The sequence below is a fragment of the Limnohabitans sp. TEGF005 genome, from assembly GCF_055394835.1.
In genome coordinates, this window is sequence record NZ_AP029226.1 from 1,701,655 (window position 1) to 1,718,199 (window position 16,545).

A 16,545-nucleotide genomic window follows, 5' to 3' on the forward strand; every position below is an offset into this window, starting at 1 on the left:
TGACAGAATTAAACAGGGATACCCGGTCGAGTCGGGTATGACACACCGAGAATCAGCGCAGCAACTGGCTGGCTTCTCGGGCCAGAGCTTCGATGCGAGCCCAGTCGCCTTTTGCCAGCGCATCGGCAGGCACCAACCACGAGCCGCCCACGCAAGCCACATTGGGCAAGCTCAGCAAGTCGTTGGCGTTTTGCTGCGTGACACCGCCCGTGGGGCAAAACTTCACATCAAAGAACGGGCCGCTCCAGGCCTTGAGCATGTTTGGGCCACCCGCTTGCATGGCCGGGAAAAATTTGAGTTCGGTGTAGCCGTCTTCTTGGGCCATCATGATTTCGCTGCCGGTGGCCACACCGGGCAACAATGACAGGCCGTTGTCGCGGCAAGCCTGGCCCACCAGTTTGGTGTAGCCCGGGCTGACCGCAAAACGCGCACCGGCTTTGGCCGCTGCTGCCGCATCCGCGGGGCTGCGCACCGTGCCTGCCCCGACCACAGCGCCGGGCACTTCTTTGGCAATGGCTTCCATGCAGGCCAGCGCCTGCGGGGTGCGAAGGGTGACTTCCAACATGCGGATGCCGCCCGCCACCAGGGCACGGGCCATGGGCACGGCGTGGGCCACGTCGCTCAGCACGATCACGGGGATCACGGGGGCGTCCTGCATCACTTGCAGGGCGGTCAGAGGACCATTCAGATTCACAGCCATGTACAGGCTCCTTCTTCGGCTTTGAGCGCGTTGCGGCGCAGGTTGGCAAACAGTTCACGGCCCATGCCCACGCCATTGGCGGCGGACAGTTCGGCGGGCATTTGGGCCAAGGGGCGAGCGGCCCATTCGGCCTCGCTCACCAGCACTTGCAAGGTGCCCGCCACGCCATCGAGGCGGATCAGGTCACCGTCTTGGACCTTGGCCAAGGGGCCACCGGCAGCGGCTTCGGGCGAGATGTGGATGGCCGCAGGCACTTTGCCCGAGGCACCACTCATGCGGCCATCGGTGACCAGTGCCACCTTGAAGCCTTTGCCTTGCAGCACGGCCAGCGGCGGTGTGAGTTTGTGCAGCTCAGGCATGCCGTTGGCTTGTGGCCCTTGCCAGCGCACCACGCAGACGATGTCGCGCTCCAACTCGCCTGCCTTGAAGGCGGCATGCAACTCGTCTTGCGAACTGAACACGCGGGCTGGCGCTTCGATGACGTGTAGCTCTTCAGGCACGGCCGAGATTTTGATCACGCTGCGGCCCAGATTGCCTTGCAAAAGCTTGAGGCCACCCGTGGTGCTGAAGGGGCTACTGGCGGGGCGCACCACGGTGTCGTCTTTGCTGGCACCGGCGTCCTGCCAAAGCAGTTGGCCGTTTGGTGCCGAGGGGATGCGGGTGAATTCGCGCAGGCCACCGGGGCGCACCGTGAGCACATCGGCGTGCATCAGCCCGGCGTCGAGCAACTCGCGGATCACATAGCCCGGCCCGCCTGCGGCCTGGAACTGGTTCACATCGGCGCTGCCGTTGGGGTAGACGCGGGTCAACAAGGGCACCACGTCCGACAGGGCCGAAAAATCGTCCCAGTCGATCACGATGCCCGCTGCACGGGCCACCGCCACCCAGTGGATCAAGTGGTTGGTCGAGCCGCCCGTGGCCAACAAGGCGACCATGGCGTTGACGATGCAACGCTCGTCGACCAAACGGCCAATGGGCGTGAAGTTTTGCCCCTTGACCAGCGCCAGCACGGTGCGGGCCGCCTCGCGGGTCAGCTCGGCACGCACGCCCTCGGCGGGGTTGATGAAGGCCGTGCCAGGCACGTGCAAGCCCATGGCTTCGAGCAGCATTTGGTTGCTGTTGGCCGTGCCATAAAAAGTGCAAGTGCCTTCGCCGTGGTAAGCCTTGGATTCGGCTTCCAACAGCTCGGCGCGGCCCACCTGCCCCAGTGCGGCTTTCTCGCGCACCTTGGACTTTTCACTGTTGGACAAACCGCTGGTCATGGGGCCTGCGGGCACAAACACCGTGGGCAAATGGCCAAACTGCAAAGCGCCAATCAAGAGGCCGGGCACGATCTTGTCGCACACACCCAGCATCAAGGCCGCGTCAAACACATCGTGGCTGAGCGACACCGCCGTGGCCATGGCGATCACGTCGCGGCTGAACAGGCTCAGTTCCATGCCGGGGGTGCCTTGGGTCACGCCGTCACACATGGCGGGCACGCCGCCCGCCACTTGGGCGGTGGCGCCCAGCTTGCGGGCTTCGTCCTTGATCAGGTCGGGGTAGTGCTGCAGCGGCGCATGGGCAGACAGCAGGTCGTTGTAGGCATTGACGATGCCGATATTCGGGGCACGCGGGGCCACCACCTTGATTTTGTCGAGTGCGGTGGCGCGGCCTTTGTCGCCTTCGGGCATGGCGGCAAAGGCGTGGGCCACGTTGGCGCAGCCCAGGCGCTGGGCACCGGGGTCTTTGTGGGCGGCTGCATCGACCTGTTGCAAATAGGCCTGTCGGGTCGGACGGCTGCGCTCAGTGATGCGGGCGGTCACAGCGACCAGTATGGGGTGGAGGGTCATGTTTTGACGTCGGGTCAGACGTGGTAACTAAATTACATGACCGATGGTAACCGTGTTCCCCTGTTTTGGTTCGTTTGGGCGGTTACAGACTGGGTACAAGTCGTGAGCGAAACCGATAAGGCAACAAAAAACCCGCCGAAGCGGGTTTTTTGTTGCGTCACGTGCTGAATTACTTGGCAACAGAAGCATCGGCTGCTGGTGCGGCAGCGGCGGGTGCAGACGCGTCTGGGGCTGGCGCAGAAGCTTCTGCAACAGGTACAGTGACAGCAGCGGGCGCTGCTGGGGCGGCCTTTTTGCTTTTGGCAATGCCAAAACCGACGGCCAAGCCAATGGTCAGCACGATCACGGCCACCAGAACGGCCCAAACTACGGGTTGGTTGTCATCTTGAGGGGTCGACATGTTTGTTTTCTCCGAAAATAGTGGCCAGATTGTAATGGGGCCTCTTTGCACATGACTGACACAGAACTGGATTCCCAAGTTCAGCCCGCTCCCGCGACTTCATGTGCGGGATTTCAGGGTGATTTACTCGACCGCTTTCGAACACAAGCAGCAGGTCAGGATTTGTGGGTGTTCGGCTATGCCTCGCTGCTTTGGCGGCCCGAATTCGAGGCAACAGAGCAGCACATCACCCGCGTTTGGGGCTGGCACCGCGCCCTGAAAATGTGGAGCCGACTGAACCGGGGCAGCCCGGAATGTCCAGGCTTGGTGTTTGCCTTGTTGCCTGGCGGCAGTTGCCAAGGCGTGGTCTACCGGGTGGCCCAAGATCAGGCCGACGAGGTATTGGTACGGCTCTGGGAACGCGAGATGCCCATGGACGTTTACACCCCCAACTGGCTGTCTTGCGCGACACCACATGGCCCGGTCAAAGCGCTGGCCTTTACCCTTCCCCGCAGCAGCGCCAGCTTCACGGGGCATTTACCCGCTCAAACGTACCGGCAGATCTTTCAGCAAGCCTGTGGCAGATTTGGCACCACGCTGGACTATGCCCGCAAAACCCATGAAAGCCTGCTGGCCCACGGCATTGAAGACCGGGCTTTGGCCGCCCTGCTGCGCCACGCCGACTGAAGCACCCGTGGCCGCCCGCTCACCAAGCCCCCGTCCACCCCAAGCCCACCCGCCCCAAGTCGGTCTGCACACACAAGCTCTGCCTATACTCAAGCCATGAACATCGCCGACCTGCGCAAGAGCTACGAAAAAGCCGAGCTCAACGAAAACGCCTCCCACGCCGACCCCTTGAAGCAATTTGAGCAATGGCTGCAAGAAGCCATCTCATCCGAAGTGCCCGAACCTAACGCCATGACGCTGGCCACCGTGGCCAACAACCTGCGACCCAGCACACGGGTGGTGTTGATCAAGGGCTACGACGATCGCGGCATCGTCTGGTACACCAATTACGACAGCCAAAAAGGCCAGGAACTGGGTGGCAATCCGTTTGCGGCTTTGCAGTTCCACTGGGTCGAGTTAGAGCGCGTCGTGCGCATTGAAGGCCGCGTGGAAAAAGTCAGCGCCGAAGAGAGCGATGCTTACTTTCACAGCCGCCCGCTGGACTCGCGCATCGGTGCTTGGGCTTCCCCTCAAAGCCAGGTGATCGACGGTCGCACTGTGCTGGTGACCAACGCCGCCAAATATGCCGCGCAGTTCATGCTGCAACCACCTCGCCCGCCTCACTGGGGCGGTTACCGCCTGGTACCCGACCAATGGCAGTTCTGGCAAGGACGCAAAAGCCGTTTGCATGACCGTTTGCGTTACACCCAGGATGGCGGCGATTGGTTGCGCGAGCGCCTGGCACCCTGACCCAAACTGGCCGCATCAGGCGGGTAATCAGACAGGTATTCAGGCGGGTAACAAGGGCAGCACCGCCATGACCGCCGACACGCTCAACACCGCCATGGCGGTGGACACGGCCACGCCGGCTGTCACGGCATCTTCTTCCTTGCGGTAACGCTGCGAAAACAAAAAGACATTAGCGCCAATCGGCAGTGCCGCTGCCACCGTCATCACCGCCAAATGCAGCCCACGCAGGCCCAACAGCCAGCCCGCCGCCAACATGAGCATCGGGTGCAACACGGTTTTCACCAAGGACAAACGCAGCGCCAGACCGAGCTGCCGTCCGATGGGCGTGAGCGCCAAAGTGATGCCTACCAACACCAGGGCCACGGGCCCAAAAGCACTGCCCAGCAAAGCCAATGGGCGGTCCACGATGGGGTGCAAGCCCCAGCCGGTCTGCGCATAAGCCAGCCCTACCAAAATCGGCAGCGGCACAGGGTGAATGATGGCGTTGCGGATAGCCGACGCCACGGTGCGCCAGATGGGCCGTCGCTCACCCGACAAGGCCGCCTGTTCTTGTGCGACTTGCAACTCAAGCACCAGTGTGGCCGCGCTCAACAACACCAAGGCGTGCAATGAAATCAGGGTGAACAGCAGCACCTGCCCTTCTTGCCCATAAGCCAGACCGATCAGCGGCACGCCGATCATCAAGGTGTTGCTGAAAATGCTGGCCAATGCCAATACCGAAGCACGGCTGTTGCTGCCGTAGAGCCAGAGCATGGCAACAAACAAAGACCCCGCCACCAGGAAGTACTGCATCACGGGTTTGAAATCGAGCTGCTCGATGTGCACGCTGCTCATGGTGCGAAACAGCAAGGCCTGGGTCAGTACCAGAAACACCAAATTGGACAAATCACGCACCGACTCACCGCGCACCAACTTGGCCTTGCCGGCGACAAAGCCAATGAAGATCAGCAACACCACAGGCAGCAGCGAGGACAGGACGGGGTGATCAAGGTTCATGACTGGATTATCCCGGTCTGCCAGCGTCATTTCTCAGCGGAAACCACTTAGCCCCCCAGCACAGCAACCGCACACGCCACATCCAAACCAAAGGCTTGGCGCGCTCTTCTGGCTATAAGCGTTCAGTGGACGTGCTTCATTCCGCAGCTCTTGCCCAGCGCAAAACCCTTGCAAGCGGCTTGCAATTCCTTGGTGCATTGTTCAGGCTTTTTGCCGGATTCGAGGCATTTGGCTGCCGCCTCATGGGCCGTGGCCATGGCGCGGTGGCGCGTGATGTCTTCTTGGGTTTCTTTGCTGCTGTGTTGGGCTGAGGCTCCCCAAGACAAGGTCAGGGCGATGAGAAAAAAAGCTATTTTTTGCATGCGTTTCCTTTTGAAAATGGGCTGATCACCGTTGCAGCAACTGCGTTCAAGTGGGGTATCAGCTGACATTGACAGCCGGTATTTTCACTCACGCACCAGACGCGCAAACGTCTTCTTGAACTTGGTCACCTTGGGCGCAGCCACGGCCATGCAATAACCTTGGTAGGGGTTGCGCTCAAAAAAGTCTTGGTGGTAATCCTCGGCCGCGCTGTAGTTGTTCAGCGCCAGCACCTCGGTCACGATGGGCTGACCGAACGCGTTGGCAGCCGTCAACTCGGCGATCAGCGCCTGAGCCACCTCGGCCTGTTCGGGCGAGGTGAAGTAAATGCCGCTGCGGTACTGTGTGCCTGTGTCGTTGCCCTGGCGGTTGAGGGTGGTCGGGTCGTGGATGACAAAGAAAATCTCCAGCAACTCACGGGTGCTGATCTGTGTCGGGTCGTATGCCAGCTTGACCACCTCGTTGTGACCGGTGCGGCCTGTGCACACTGCTTCGTAAGTAGGCGCTGTGGTTTGGCCGTTGCAATAGCCCGACTCCACGTCGGCCACGCCCTGCACCTTGACGTACACCGCCTCGGTGCACCAAAAGCACCCGCCGCCCAAAACCAAAGTTTCTGTCATGTTTGTTCCTATTGCGATTTTGAAGATGGACCCCGGATCAGGTCCGGGGTGACAGAGTACAAACTCCGAATCGAGTCCGGATCAACCTCTGAATCGAGTCAGGGGTGATGGGTTTGCTTGTCATCCCGCACTGGATGCGGGATCCATCCCCTGCCCAATGCCCCCCAAGGCGCCCCGAGCCCACCCAAAGCCATTTGAATTATCGGTCGCCCACAAGCCCAGCCTGCACCGCCTGAACAAAGTCCCCCAGCGCCGTTTGGTCTCGGTCGCTGCGCCACAGGCATCGCGTGTCATAACGCACCTCCACCTCGCGCAGCGGCACGAACACCGCGCCCGCCAGCGCCGATTGCTGCAACGCCTGCGGCACCAGCGCCACACCCAAACCCTGCGAAACCAAGGACACCACGCTCAGCCAGTGGCGCAACTCGTGCACCACAGGTGGCATCCAGCCGGCTTGCTCGCACAACATCACAATGCGCTCGTGGTAATCGGGCGATACAGTGCGGGACACCACCACCAAGTCTTGCCCTGACAGCGCATTCAAGCTCAGACTGGCCGCACCCGCCAAGGGATGGCTGGCAGGCAAGCAGGCCACCAAGGGCTGGCTGGCCACCAAAATATGCTCAAACCCGGGCGGCACACGGGGCGTGTGTACAAAACCCGCATCCAGTCGGTCGCGCAGCAACTCGGACAATTGCTCTGACGAACTGAGCTCGCGCAACACCAGTCGCAAACGCGGGTGACTGGCCTGAAAGCGGCTCAGGACTTGCGGCAAACCGCAATACAGCATGGTGCCGGGAAAGCCAATGAGCAACTGGCCCGATTGGCCCTCGGCAACATCGCGTGCCTCGCGGGCCGCCGCACCGGCTTGCGCCAACAAAGCCCGCGCCGCAGGCACAAAGGCCAAACCCGCTGCGGTGAGCTGCACACCCCGGCTGTTGCGGTTGAACAATTGCGCCCCAACCGAGGCTTCAAGCTGTTGAATGTTCAAGCTCAAAGGCGGCTGCGAAATCGACAGGCGCTGGGCGGCGCGGCCAAAATGCAGCTCTTCGGCCAGCATGAGGAAGTAACGCAGGTGACGGAATTCCATGGATTTAAAAAATGTATTGCTGCATCGATAATCAATATTAGACAACTATTCATGAAGTGCCAACAATGGCACCGTTGCAAAGTCATGGATACCCGCATTCGCGGGCATGACACCGTGTAAAAAAGCCTTCCACCGCGATAGAAAGCGCTCCGTCTCGATAGAAAGCGCTCCGTCTCGATAGAAAGCGCTCCGTCTCGATAGAAAGCGCTCCGTCTTGATAAAAAGCGCTCTGTATCGATAAAAAGCGCTCCGTCTTGATAGAAGGCGCTCCGTCGCAATGGAAAGCCCTCCATGGCGTTAAAAAAGCCATGGATCACCGCTGTGACGGGTATGACACACTGATCTAATAGTTAAGCACTGACCCAGGAGACCCAAAATGAAGCCTACTTTCCAATGGAATGACCCCTTTTTGCTGAGCGAGCAACTTTCCGATGACGAACGCGCCATCGTCGAAGCCGCCCACACCTTTTGCCAGGAACGCCTGCAAACCCGCGTGCTGCAAGCGGCCCGCCATGAAAAATTCGATCGCGAGATCATGAACGAGGCCGGGGCCATGGGCTTTTTGGGCTCCACCATCGAAGGCTATGGCTGTGCGGGCCTGAGCTATGTGGCCTATGGCCTGATCGCCCGCGAAGTCGAGCGCGTGGACAGCGGGTACCGCAGCGCCATCAGCGTGCAAAGCTCACTGGTCATGCACCCGATCAACGAATACGGCAGCGAAGCGCAGCGCCAAAAATACCTGCCCAAGTTGGCTACGGGCGAATGGGTGGGCTGCTTTGGTCTGACCGAACCCAACCACGGCTCTGACCCAGCCAGCATGCTGACCCGCGCCAAGCCGGTAGACGGGGGTTTTATCCTCAAGGGGGCCAAGATGTGGATCACCAACTCGCCGATTGCCGACGTGTTTGTGGTCTGGGCCAAGCTGGAAAACGAAGACGGCACCGTCGGTGGCCAGGAAGCCATTCACGGCTTCATCCTCGAAAAAGGCATGAAGGGCCTGACCGCCCCCAAGATCGAAGGCAAGATGAGCCTGCGCGCCAGCATCACCGGCGAGATCGTGATGGACGATGTGTTTGTGCCGTCCGAAAACCTGATGCCCAACGTGAACGGCCTCAAAGGCCCGTTCGGTTGCCTGAACAAGGCGCGCTACGGCATCGCCTGGGGCGCACTGGGTGCTGCCGAAGACTGCTGGCACCGTGCCCGCCAATACACCCTGGACCGTGTGCAGTTTGGTCGCCCGCTGGCGCAAAACCAGTTGATCCAGAAAAAACTGGCCGACATGCAAACCGAAATCACCTTGGGTCTGCAAGCCTGCCTGCGCGTGGGCCGCCTGATGGACGAGGGCAAAGCGGTGCCTGAGATGATCAGCATGATCAAGCGCAACAGCTGCGGCAAGGCGCTGGACATCGCCCGCATGTCACGCGACATGCACGGCGGCAACGGCATCCACGACGAATACCACGTCATCCGCCACATGATCAACCTGGAAACCGTCAACACCTACGAAGGCACGCACGATGTGCACGCGCTGATTTTGGGTCGCGCCCAAACCGGCTTGCAGGCTTTCTATTGACAAGCACTCAGCTGCAACACCCAGGGGCTTCGGCCCCTTTTTTCTTGATCTGCGCTTTACCCAGCAGTGTGCGCTGACGGCTTGACGAAGTGCCAGCCAAGGCTTACATTACTAACCAGTCAGTCATTAATAGGACTTTGTGAACCCCTCCGACCACCCAGTCGCGCACAAGCGCGAACGTCGCAAGCAAGACCGCCCCGGCGAGCTGCTCGATGCCGCTTTGGACTTGTTTGTCGAAAAAGGCTTTGCCGCGACCCGGGTAGAAGAAGTAGCCGCTCGCGCTGGCGTGTCCAAAGGCACGCTGTTTTTGTACTTTCCCAGCAAGGAAGACCTGTTCAAAGCCGTGGTGCGTGCCAATGTCATTGAGCCGGTAAGCCAAGGTGCCGCTGAAATGGCGAACTTCAAAGGCACGATAGGCGAACTGCTGGAGTGGATGATGCTGCAATGGTGGCACCGCTATGGCGACACCAAGGCATCGGGCATTTCCAAACTGGTGATGAGCGAGGCCAGTAACTTCCCGGAACTGGCCCAGTTTTACCGTACCGAAGTGATTGAGCCCGGTCATACGCTGGTGCGCAACGCTTTGCAACGCGGCATCGACCAAGGTGAATTCAGCCCGGTGGATGTCGAGTTGGCCTTGCATTCGGTCATGGCACCCTTGCTGTTCTTGGTGATGTGGAAACATTCCATGGGCCCATGCTGCCCGGTGTCAGAGCAAATCCAGCCCGAAAAATTCATCTCCCAACACGCCCGATTGCTGGTGCGTGGTCTTTCATTGTCTGAATCCCCATGAAACGTTCTACCCTCTGGATCCTGTCAGCCGTGGCTGCGGCCGTCGTGATCGCTGGCACAGCACGCTGGGCCAGCCAGCGCAAGCCCGCAGCCAACGTGGTCCAAACGACCCCGGTCGCCAACCAGATTGAGCTGAGTGCCAGCGATGTGGTACCGGCCACCCAAATGGACATGGTGCTGGGTTTGCCGGTTTCGGGCACGCTCAAGGCCAGCCAAAGCGCCATGGTCAAAGCCCGCGTGGCAGGTGAGTTGATGGATTTGGTGGTGCGTGAAGGCGACGAGGTCAAAGCCGGCCAGGTAATTGCCCGCATCGACCCGACCGAGTACCAAGCGCGTGAACGCCAAGCCAAACAGCAAGCCGATGCCGCACTGGCCCAAGTCGAGATTGCACAAAAGCAGTTCGACAACAACAAAGCGCTGGTGGACCAGGGCTTCATCTCGCAAACCGCTTTGCAAAACTCATCCGCCAGCCTGAATGGCGCCAAGGCCACCCACATGGCCGCCATGGCGGCACTGGATGTGGCCCGCAAGGCTTTGGACGATGCCAGCATCCGCTCGCCCATCAGCGGGCAGATTGCCCAGCGCCTGGCACAACCCGGCGAGCGCATGGCACTGGACGCCCGCATTGTGGAAGTGGTCAACCTCAGCCAACTCGAACTCGAAGCGGCTTTGCCCTCCGCCGACGCCAGTCTGGTGCGCGCAGGCATGAAAGCGCAGTTGAAGATCGAAGGCATGGACGAACCCGTCACGGCCAAGGTTTTGCGCATCAGCCCTGCCGCCCAAGCTGGCAGCCGCAGTGTCTTGGTCTATCTGGGTGTGGTCGGGCAAGATGGCTTGCGACAGGGCTTGTTTGCCGAAGGCACCTTGGGCACCCGCACCGTCAAGGCCTTGGCCGTGCCGCTGTCAAGCGTGCGCACCGACAAGCCGCAGCCTTATGTGCAAGTGGTCGAGGCAGACCAAGTGCGTCATGTGACCGTGCAAACCGGTACCCGTTCTGAAAAAACAACGCAAAACATCACCCTGACCTGGGTCGAAGTGCAAGGGCTTGCCGAAGGGGCCCAAGTGCTCACGGCCAGCGCAGGCGCGGTTCGCGAAGGCACGCAGGTGAAGTTCACCGCTGGCGTGCGCTGAAAAAGGCCGACTCATGTGGTTCACACGCGTTAGCCTGAAAAACCCCGTCTTTGCCACCATGGTCATGCTGGCCTTGGTGGTGCTGGGCCTGTTCTCTTACCAACGGCTCAAAGTCGATCAGTTTCCCAACATCGACTTCCCGGTGGTGGTGGTCAGCACCGAGTACCCCGGTGCATCGCCTGAAATTGTCGAGAGCGAAGTCTCCAAAAAGATCGAAGAAGGCGTCAACTCGATCGCGGGCATCAGCGCCCTCACCTCGCGCAGCTACGAAAACCAATCGGTGGTGGTGATTGAGTTTCAGCTGAATATCAACGGTCGCAAGGCCGCTGAAGATGTGCGCGAAAAAGTGGCCGCCATTCGCCCCAGCCTGCGCAGCGAAGTCAAAGAACCCAAAGTGCTGCGCTTCGACCCGTCGGCCCGCGCCATCTGGTCGCTGGCTGTGGTGCCTGATGCCAGCACCAACACAGCCAAAGGCCCCGCGCTGAGTGCGGTGGAGCTGACCAACTGGTCTGAACAAGTACTCAAAAAACGCCTGGAGAACGTGCGCGGCGTGGGCTCGGTGTCCTTGGTGGGCGGCACCCGGCGCGAAATCAATTTGTATTTGCAGCCGACTGCCATGGAGGCCTTGGGCGTGACCGCTGAGCAAGTGGTCAATGCGGTGCGCAACGAGAACCAGGACTTACCTGTGGGCGCGATCCGCTCGCTGGAGCAAGAGCGCATGGTTCAAATCGAATCGCGCGTGAAGCGCCCCGAGGACTTTGAACGCATCATCGTGGCCCGCAAAGGCAACACTTCGGTGCGCTTGTCTCAGGTGGCTCGGGTGCAAGACGGTGCCCAAGAGCTTGAAACCATGGCTCTGTACAACGGCCAGCGCACGCTGCTGATGACGGTGCAAAAAGCCCAGGACGAAAACACCATCGACGTGATTGATGGCCTGATCAAGACCGTGGCCGAGATGAAAAGCCAGGCACCTGCGGGCATCCGACTGGAGCCCATCACGGACAGTTCGCGCCCCATCCGCGTGGCGGTCGACAACGTTCGGCGCACCCTGATCGAAGGGGCCATCCTGACGGTGCTGATTGTTTTCCTGTTTTTGAATTCTTGGCGCTCCACCGTCATCACGGGCTTGACCTTGCCGATCTCGCTGATCGGCACCTTCATGTTCATGCAGATGTTTGGCTTCACCATCAACATGATCACGCTGATGGCCTTGTCGCTGTGCGTGGGCTTGCTGATTGACGACGCCATCGTGGTGCGCGAGAACATCGTGCGCCATGTGCAAATGGGCAAAAATGCCTGGAATGCCTCGCTCGACGGAACGCAAGAAATTGGCTTGGCTGTGCTGGCCACCACACTGTCCATCGTGGCGGTGTTTTTGCCGATCGGCTTCATGGAAGGCATCATCGGCAAGTTCTTCCACGAGTTCGGCATCACCATCGTGGCAGCGGTGATGATCTCGATGTTTGTGAGCTTCACACTCGACCCCATGCTGTCGAGCATCTGGCACGACCCGAGCATCGAAGCGCATGGCAAGCACCATGCGCCCGTGACCCTTTACGACAAAACCATTGGTCGGGTAACGGGCTGGTTTGAGCGCGGCACCGACCAATTGGCCGAGGGCTATCAAAAAATCTTGGCTTGGTCGCTGGTGCACAAACGCAAAACCGTGCTGATGGCGGTCGGTGTTTTTGCACTGAGCATTTTCATGATCCGCTTCGTCGGCACCGAGTTTGTGCCCAAGGCCGATTTTTCAGAAACCACCGTGAGTTTCCAGACGCCTGTGGGCAGCTCGCTGCAAGCCACCGAAGCCAAAGCCCGGCAAGTCGAAGCCATCATCCGTGAGTTGCCTGAGGTTCGCTACACCTTGGCCACCCTCAACACCGGCAACGCCTTGGGCAAAAACAACAGCAGCATTTATGTTCGCTTGGTCGATCGCAAAAGCCGACAGCGCAGCGTGGACGAGATGTCGGGCGTGTTGCGCGATCGGCTCAACAAGATTCCCGGCATCACCGTCACGCATGTGGGCCTGCTGGACTCGGTGGGTGGCAACAAGCAAGTCGAGTTTTCGCTGCAAGGCCCAGACCAGCGCGAGCTGGAGCGACTGGCCTTGGGCGTGATGGACAAAGTGCGCCACATCCCCGGACTGGTGGACTTGGACTCCAGCGTCAAGGCCAACAAACCCACCATCCGCGTGGAGGTGCTGCGCGACTCGGCGGCCGACCTGGGACTGGGAACCGGGCAATTGGCTGGGCCTTTGCGCACCTTGGTCGCAGGCCAAACCGTGGGCAACTGGCGCGCGCCCGACGACCAGACCTATGACGTGAATGTGCGTCTGTCACCCGAAAGCCGCAATGCCCCACAAGACCTGAAACGCCTGCCCTTTGCCGTGGCTGCCGGGGCCGATGGCAACCCGCGTGTGGTGCGCTTGGGCCAAGTGGCCAAAATCACCGAATCGACGGGCTCCAACCAAATCAACCGCCGCGACCTGACGCGCGAAGTGGCCATCAACGCCAACACCTACGGCCGAGCTGCTGGCGAAGTATCTGCAGACATCCGCAAGGTCATGGAGGGCGTGAGCCTGCCACCGGGTTACCGCTTCCAGTTTGGTGGCTCCACCAAAAACATGGCCGAGTCGTTTGGCTATGCGGTGTCGGCCTTGGCGATGGCGGTGATCTTCATCTACATGATCTTGGCCAGCCAGTTCAAGAGCTTTTTGCAACCCTTGGCCTTGATGACGGCCCTGCCACTCACCTTGATCGGCGTGGTGCTGGCCCTGATGGCTTTCCGCTCGACCTTGTCGATGTTCTCCATCATCGGGGTCATCATGCTGATGGGCTTGGTCACCAAAAACGCCATTTTGCTGGTGGACTTTGCCATTCGCGCCCGAGAGGACCAAACGGACGCCGATGGCCGACGCATCCCCGGCATGGAGCGCAGCGCTGCGCTCTTGATGGCCGCCAAGGTGCGTTTGCGCCCGATTTTGATGACCACTTTGGCCATGATTTTCGGCATGGTGCCCTTGGCTTTTGCCATGACCGAAGGCTCGGAACAACGCGCCCCTATGGGCCAGGCCGTGATCGGTGGTGTCATCACCTCGTCGCTGCTGACCCTGGTGGTGGTCCCTGTGGTGTATTGCTACATGGATGACCTGGCGCAATGGATTCGCCGTAAAGCGGGCCTTGCCCCCAAGCCGTCAGGGACATGACGCTCCCGCCCCTTAAAATCACCCTCATTTAGCGATAACCCTTTCAGGAGTACCCCATGGATCTGAATCAAGCCCGATTCAACATGATCGAACAGCAAATCCGCCCTTGGGAAGTGCTGGACCCGCAAGTGCTGGCCCTGCTCTCGGTCGTGCGCCGTGAAGACTTTGTGCCCTTGGCACACAAAGCACTGGCCTTTGTGGACATGGAAATCCCCCTGGGCGCAGCGCCCAACCAGGTCATGCTGGCACCACGGGTTCAGGCTCGCTTGCTGCAAGACCTGGCTGTGCAAAAAACCGACAAAGTGCTCGACATTGGCACCGGTTCGGGCTTCATGGCCGCCCTGCTGGCCCACCAAGCGGCGCACGTGTTGAGCCTGGAGGTCGATGCCGATCTGGCTGCACAAGCCCAAGCCAACTTGCAAAAAGCCGGCGTGAGCAATGCCACCGTGCGCCACGCCGATGGCAGCCAAGGCGCCGTGGCCGATGGCCCGTTTGATGTCATTTTGCTCAACGGCTCTGTGGCCGAAGTGCCCAGCGCCTTGTTGCAGCAACTCAGCGTGGGGGGGCGCTTGGCCGCCATCGTGGGGGACGAGCCCATGATGCGTGCCACCGTCATCACCCGCACCAGCGAAAGCAGCTGGACAACCACCGAGCCTTGGGATTGCAACGCCCCACGTTTGACGGGTTTTGCCGAGCCCTCACGCTTCCAGTTCTGACGCAGGCGCACCATGGAACAAATCAGCCCTGCACAAGTCGCCGAATGGGCCAAAGGCCAAGCGCTGCGCCCTGTCTTGCTCGATGTGCGTGAAGGCTGGGAAGTGCAAACGGCTAGCGTCCAAACCGAAGGCTTGGACCTGGTGCACATGCCCATGCAAACCATACCGGCTCGATTGGACGAACTGGACAAGTCCCGCCCCATTGCCTGCCTGTGCCACCACGGTGGCCGCAGCATGCAAGTGGCCTCCTTTTTGAGCCAACACGGCTACCAAGTCGCCAACGTCTCGGGCGGCATCCATGCATGGTCCATGCAAGTCGACCCCACCATCCCGGTTTATTGAGCCGGCTGGCCTCACTGAGTTTTGAAAGAATCCCCCATGAAACTGCGCATCTTGCCCTTGACCCTTTCCCTGGCCGCTGTTTTCACAGGCGCAGCTCAAGCCCAAAGTCTGGTCCAACTTTATGAGGCCGCCAAGGTGTACGACGCGTCGTTCAAAGCTGCGCAGGCGCAATACCAAGCCAACTTGGCCAAAGCAGCACAAGCCAAAGCCTTGCTGCGCCCCAGCGCCGGACTGGGGGCAACGGTCAGTGAGACCGACTTTGACAACCGAACCAGCACCAATGCGGATGCCCAATACGGCACACGCACAGCCACGCTCAGCGCCAGCCAGCCACTGTATCGCCCGGCCAACTTGGCTGGCTACCGCCAAGGCCAAAAACAATTGGACTTGGCCCAAGCCCAGCTCAAGGCGGCGGAGCAAGAGCTCATCGTGCGTGTGAGCCAAGTCTATTTCGATGTGCTCACCGCCCAAGAAAGCCTGGCCTTCGTGAAAGCGCAAAAGTCAGCGGTGTCCGAACAATTGGCCGCAGCCAAGCGCAACTTTGAAGTGGGCACCTCCACCATCACCGACACGCGCGAAGCGCAAGCGCGCTTTGACTTGGTGACGGCGCAAGAAATTGCAGCCGAGAACGATTTGCGGGTCAAAAAGTTGGCACTTGACCAATCTGTCGGCACCACCAACGCGCAGCCCTTGGCACTCAAGGCGGACGCAGCCCTTAACGCAGCCGCTGGCGGTGATGCACAAACCTGGGTTCAACAAGCCACCGAACAAAGCCCGGCCATTGAGCAAGCCCGCATTGGTTTGGAAGTGGCCCAACTCGAAACCGAAAAAGCCAAAGCCGGCCACATGCCGACATTGGACTTGACCGCTTCTTATGGCGGCACGCGCTTTCGCAACGGCAACTTGACATCTCGGGTAGACAACAACGCCACCACCATTGGCTTGGCCTTTAACCTGCCCTTGTACGCAGGCAACGCCACCCAAAATCGCATCCAAGAAACCGTGGCGCTGGAAGAAAAAGCCCGCAACGACCTCGACGCGGCGCAGCGCAGCGTCTCCCAAGCCACCCGCACCGCTTTCTTTGGCGTGCAGTCAGGCCTCGGACAAGTCAAAGCCCTTGAAGCGGCCGAAGCCTCCAGCCAAAGCGCTCTTGATGCCAACAAACTGGGTTACCAAGTGGGCGTGCGCATCAACATCGATGTGCTCAACAGCCAAAGCCAACTCTTCCAGACCAAGCGCGATTTGGCCAAAGCCCGGTATGACGTGCTGCTGGGCCAGTTGAAGCTGCGTCAGGCGGCGGGGGTGTTGAAGGACGAGGATGTGCTCAACATCAGCAAGTTGCTGAAATAAATGGCGTGGGGTCCATTTCTTGCAGTAATGCGTGCTTCGCTCA

At 60.1% G+C, this 16,545-nt stretch carries 16 protein-coding genes; 9 read left to right on the forward strand and 7 right to left on the reverse strand.

Translation table 11 applies throughout. From position 1 onward, the window contains the following. Positions 1 to 52: 52 nt before the first annotated feature. The 3 genes from eda to ACZ5RG_RS08230 form a co-directional block, all read right to left on the reverse strand. A complete protein-coding gene (gene eda / locus ACZ5RG_RS08220) occupies positions 53 to 700 on the reverse strand; it encodes a bifunctional 4-hydroxy-2-oxoglutarate aldolase/2-dehydro-3-deoxy-phosphogluconate aldolase (protein WP_464446786.1) in 648 nt (215 codons plus the stop codon). Further along, the gene (gene edd / locus ACZ5RG_RS08225) at positions 691 to 2,532 is read right to left on the reverse strand and encodes a phosphogluconate dehydratase (RefSeq protein ID WP_464446787.1); all 1,842 of its coding nucleotides are present in this window, start codon (positions 2,530 to 2,532) and stop codon (positions 691 to 693) included. Before edd ends, eda begins: the two co-directional genes overlap by 10 nt. 169 nt (positions 2,533 to 2,701) lie before the next feature. Continuing rightward, positions 2,702 to 2,932, reverse strand: a complete 231-nt coding sequence (locus ACZ5RG_RS08230; RefSeq protein ID WP_464446788.1) for a hypothetical protein — start codon at positions 2,930 to 2,932, stop codon at positions 2,702 to 2,704. A 51-nt stretch (positions 2,933 to 2,983) separates the two neighbouring features. Here ACZ5RG_RS08230 and ACZ5RG_RS08235 point away from each other — a divergent pair, with 51 nt between their 5' ends. Beyond that, positions 2,984 to 3,598, forward strand: coding sequence for a gamma-glutamylcyclotransferase (locus tag ACZ5RG_RS08235; protein ID WP_464446789.1), 615 nt, complete (start codon positions 2,984 to 2,986; stop codon positions 3,596 to 3,598). A 96-nt stretch (positions 3,599 to 3,694) separates the two neighbouring features. Beyond that, entirely contained in the window at positions 3,695 to 4,327 is a 633-nt protein-coding gene (gene pdxH / locus ACZ5RG_RS08240) for a pyridoxamine 5'-phosphate oxidase (RefSeq protein WP_315136374.1), read from the forward strand. Positions 4,328 to 4,366: 39 nt separating this feature from the next. Here pdxH and ACZ5RG_RS08245 read toward each other — a convergent pair whose 3' ends face one another. The 4 genes from ACZ5RG_RS08245 to ACZ5RG_RS08260 all read right to left on the reverse strand — a co-directional run bounded on the left by ACZ5RG_RS08245 (position 4,367) and on the right by ACZ5RG_RS08260 (position 7,393). Further along, positions 4,367 to 5,323 (reverse strand): AEC family transporter, encoded by a 957-nt coding sequence (locus tag ACZ5RG_RS08245; RefSeq protein ID WP_298597247.1) that lies wholly within the window; start codon positions 5,321 to 5,323, stop codon positions 4,367 to 4,369. Positions 5,324 to 5,445: 122 nt separating this feature from the next. Continuing rightward, entirely contained in the window at positions 5,446 to 5,685 is a 240-nt protein-coding gene (locus ACZ5RG_RS08250; RefSeq protein ID WP_315236499.1) for a hypothetical protein, read from the reverse strand. An 84-nt stretch (positions 5,686 to 5,769) separates the two neighbouring features. Continuing rightward, the gene (gene msrA / locus ACZ5RG_RS08255; RefSeq protein ID WP_464446790.1) at positions 5,770 to 6,303 is read right to left on the reverse strand and encodes a peptide-methionine (S)-S-oxide reductase MsrA; all 534 of its coding nucleotides are present in this window, start codon (positions 6,301 to 6,303) and stop codon (positions 5,770 to 5,772) included. A gap of 199 nt (positions 6,304 to 6,502) precedes the next feature. Further along, entirely contained in the window at positions 6,503 to 7,393 is an 891-nt protein-coding gene (locus tag ACZ5RG_RS08260) for a LysR family transcriptional regulator (RefSeq protein ID WP_298597254.1), read from the reverse strand. A 376-nt stretch (positions 7,394 to 7,769) separates the two neighbouring features. Between ACZ5RG_RS08260 and ACZ5RG_RS08265 the strand changes: the two genes are divergently transcribed. The 7 genes from ACZ5RG_RS08265 (at position 7,770) to ACZ5RG_RS08295 (ending at position 16,502) form a co-directional block, all read left to right on the forward strand. Further along, entirely contained in the window at positions 7,770 to 8,966 is a 1,197-nt protein-coding gene (locus tag ACZ5RG_RS08265; RefSeq protein ID WP_298597257.1) for an acyl-CoA dehydrogenase, read from the forward strand. 139 nt (positions 8,967 to 9,105) lie between these two features. After that, positions 9,106 to 9,759, forward strand: a complete 654-nt coding sequence (locus ACZ5RG_RS08270) for a TetR/AcrR family transcriptional regulator (RefSeq protein WP_315236505.1) — start codon at positions 9,106 to 9,108, stop codon at positions 9,757 to 9,759. Beyond that, positions 9,756 to 10,889: an efflux RND transporter periplasmic adaptor subunit gene (locus ACZ5RG_RS08275; protein WP_464446791.1), complete on the forward strand. Its 1,134-nt coding sequence runs from the start codon at positions 9,756 to 9,758 to the stop codon at positions 10,887 to 10,889. Before ACZ5RG_RS08270 ends, ACZ5RG_RS08275 begins: the two co-directional genes overlap by 4 nt. A gap of 13 nt (positions 10,890 to 10,902) precedes the next feature. Continuing rightward, positions 10,903 to 14,094 carry an efflux RND transporter permease subunit gene (locus ACZ5RG_RS08280; protein WP_464446792.1) on the forward strand — a complete coding sequence of 1,064 codons (3,192 nt, stop codon included), beginning with the start codon at positions 10,903 to 10,905 and terminating at the stop codon, positions 14,092 to 14,094. Between the two features lie 56 nt (positions 14,095 to 14,150). After that, positions 14,151 to 14,810: a protein-L-isoaspartate O-methyltransferase family protein gene (locus ACZ5RG_RS08285; RefSeq protein ID WP_464446793.1), complete on the forward strand. Its 660-nt coding sequence runs from the start codon at positions 14,151 to 14,153 to the stop codon at positions 14,808 to 14,810. A 12-nt stretch (positions 14,811 to 14,822) separates the two neighbouring features. Then, positions 14,823 to 15,152, forward strand: a complete 330-nt coding sequence (locus tag ACZ5RG_RS08290) for a rhodanese-like domain-containing protein (protein WP_464446794.1) — start codon at positions 14,823 to 14,825, stop codon at positions 15,150 to 15,152. 36 nt (positions 15,153 to 15,188) lie between these two features. After that, positions 15,189 to 16,502 carry a TolC family outer membrane protein gene (locus ACZ5RG_RS08295; protein WP_464446795.1) on the forward strand — a complete coding sequence of 438 codons (1,314 nt, stop codon included), beginning with the start codon at positions 15,189 to 15,191 and terminating at the stop codon, positions 16,500 to 16,502. Positions 16,503 to 16,545 lie beyond the last annotated feature (43 nt).

What these genes read in the sequence shown, in the direction of transcription:
- ACZ5RG_RS08290 (WP_464446794.1), top strand. Translation starts at nt 14,823, where the DNA reads ATGGAACAAATCAGCCCTGCACAAGTCGCCGAATGGGCCAAAGGCCAA.
- ACZ5RG_RS08250 (WP_315236499.1), bottom strand. Translation starts at nt 5,685, where the DNA reads ATGCAAAAAATAGCTTTTTTTCTCATCGCCCTGACCTTGTCTTGGGGA.
- msrA (WP_464446790.1), bottom strand. Translation starts at nt 6,303, where the DNA reads ATGACAGAAACTTTGGTTTTGGGCGGCGGGTGCTTTTGGTGCACCGAG.
- pdxH (WP_315136374.1), top strand. Translation starts at nt 3,695, where the DNA reads ATGAACATCGCCGACCTGCGCAAGAGCTACGAAAAAGCCGAGCTCAAC.
- ACZ5RG_RS08245 (WP_298597247.1), bottom strand. Translation starts at nt 5,323, where the DNA reads ATGAACCTTGATCACCCCGTCCTGTCCTCGCTGCTGCCTGTGGTGTTG.
- ACZ5RG_RS08265 (WP_298597257.1), top strand. Translation starts at nt 7,770, where the DNA reads ATGAAGCCTACTTTCCAATGGAATGACCCCTTTTTGCTGAGCGAGCAA.
- edd (WP_464446787.1), bottom strand. Translation starts at nt 2,532, where the DNA reads ATGACCCTCCACCCCATACTGGTCGCTGTGACCGCCCGCATCACTGAG.
- eda (WP_464446786.1), bottom strand. Translation starts at nt 700, where the DNA reads ATGGCTGTGAATCTGAATGGTCCTCTGACCGCCCTGCAAGTGATGCAG.
- ACZ5RG_RS08235 (WP_464446789.1), top strand. Translation starts at nt 2,984, where the DNA reads ATGACTGACACAGAACTGGATTCCCAAGTTCAGCCCGCTCCCGCGACT.
- ACZ5RG_RS08280 (WP_464446792.1), top strand. Translation starts at nt 10,903, where the DNA reads ATGTGGTTCACACGCGTTAGCCTGAAAAACCCCGTCTTTGCCACCATG.
- ACZ5RG_RS08230 (WP_464446788.1), bottom strand. Translation starts at nt 2,932, where the DNA reads ATGTCGACCCCTCAAGATGACAACCAACCCGTAGTTTGGGCCGTTCTG.
- ACZ5RG_RS08275 (WP_464446791.1), top strand. Translation starts at nt 9,756, where the DNA reads ATGAAACGTTCTACCCTCTGGATCCTGTCAGCCGTGGCTGCGGCCGTC.
- ACZ5RG_RS08295 (WP_464446795.1), top strand. Translation starts at nt 15,189, where the DNA reads ATGAAACTGCGCATCTTGCCCTTGACCCTTTCCCTGGCCGCTGTTTTC.
- ACZ5RG_RS08260 (WP_298597254.1), bottom strand. Translation starts at nt 7,393, where the DNA reads ATGGAATTCCGTCACCTGCGTTACTTCCTCATGCTGGCCGAAGAGCTG.
- ACZ5RG_RS08285 (WP_464446793.1), top strand. Translation starts at nt 14,151, where the DNA reads ATGGATCTGAATCAAGCCCGATTCAACATGATCGAACAGCAAATCCGC.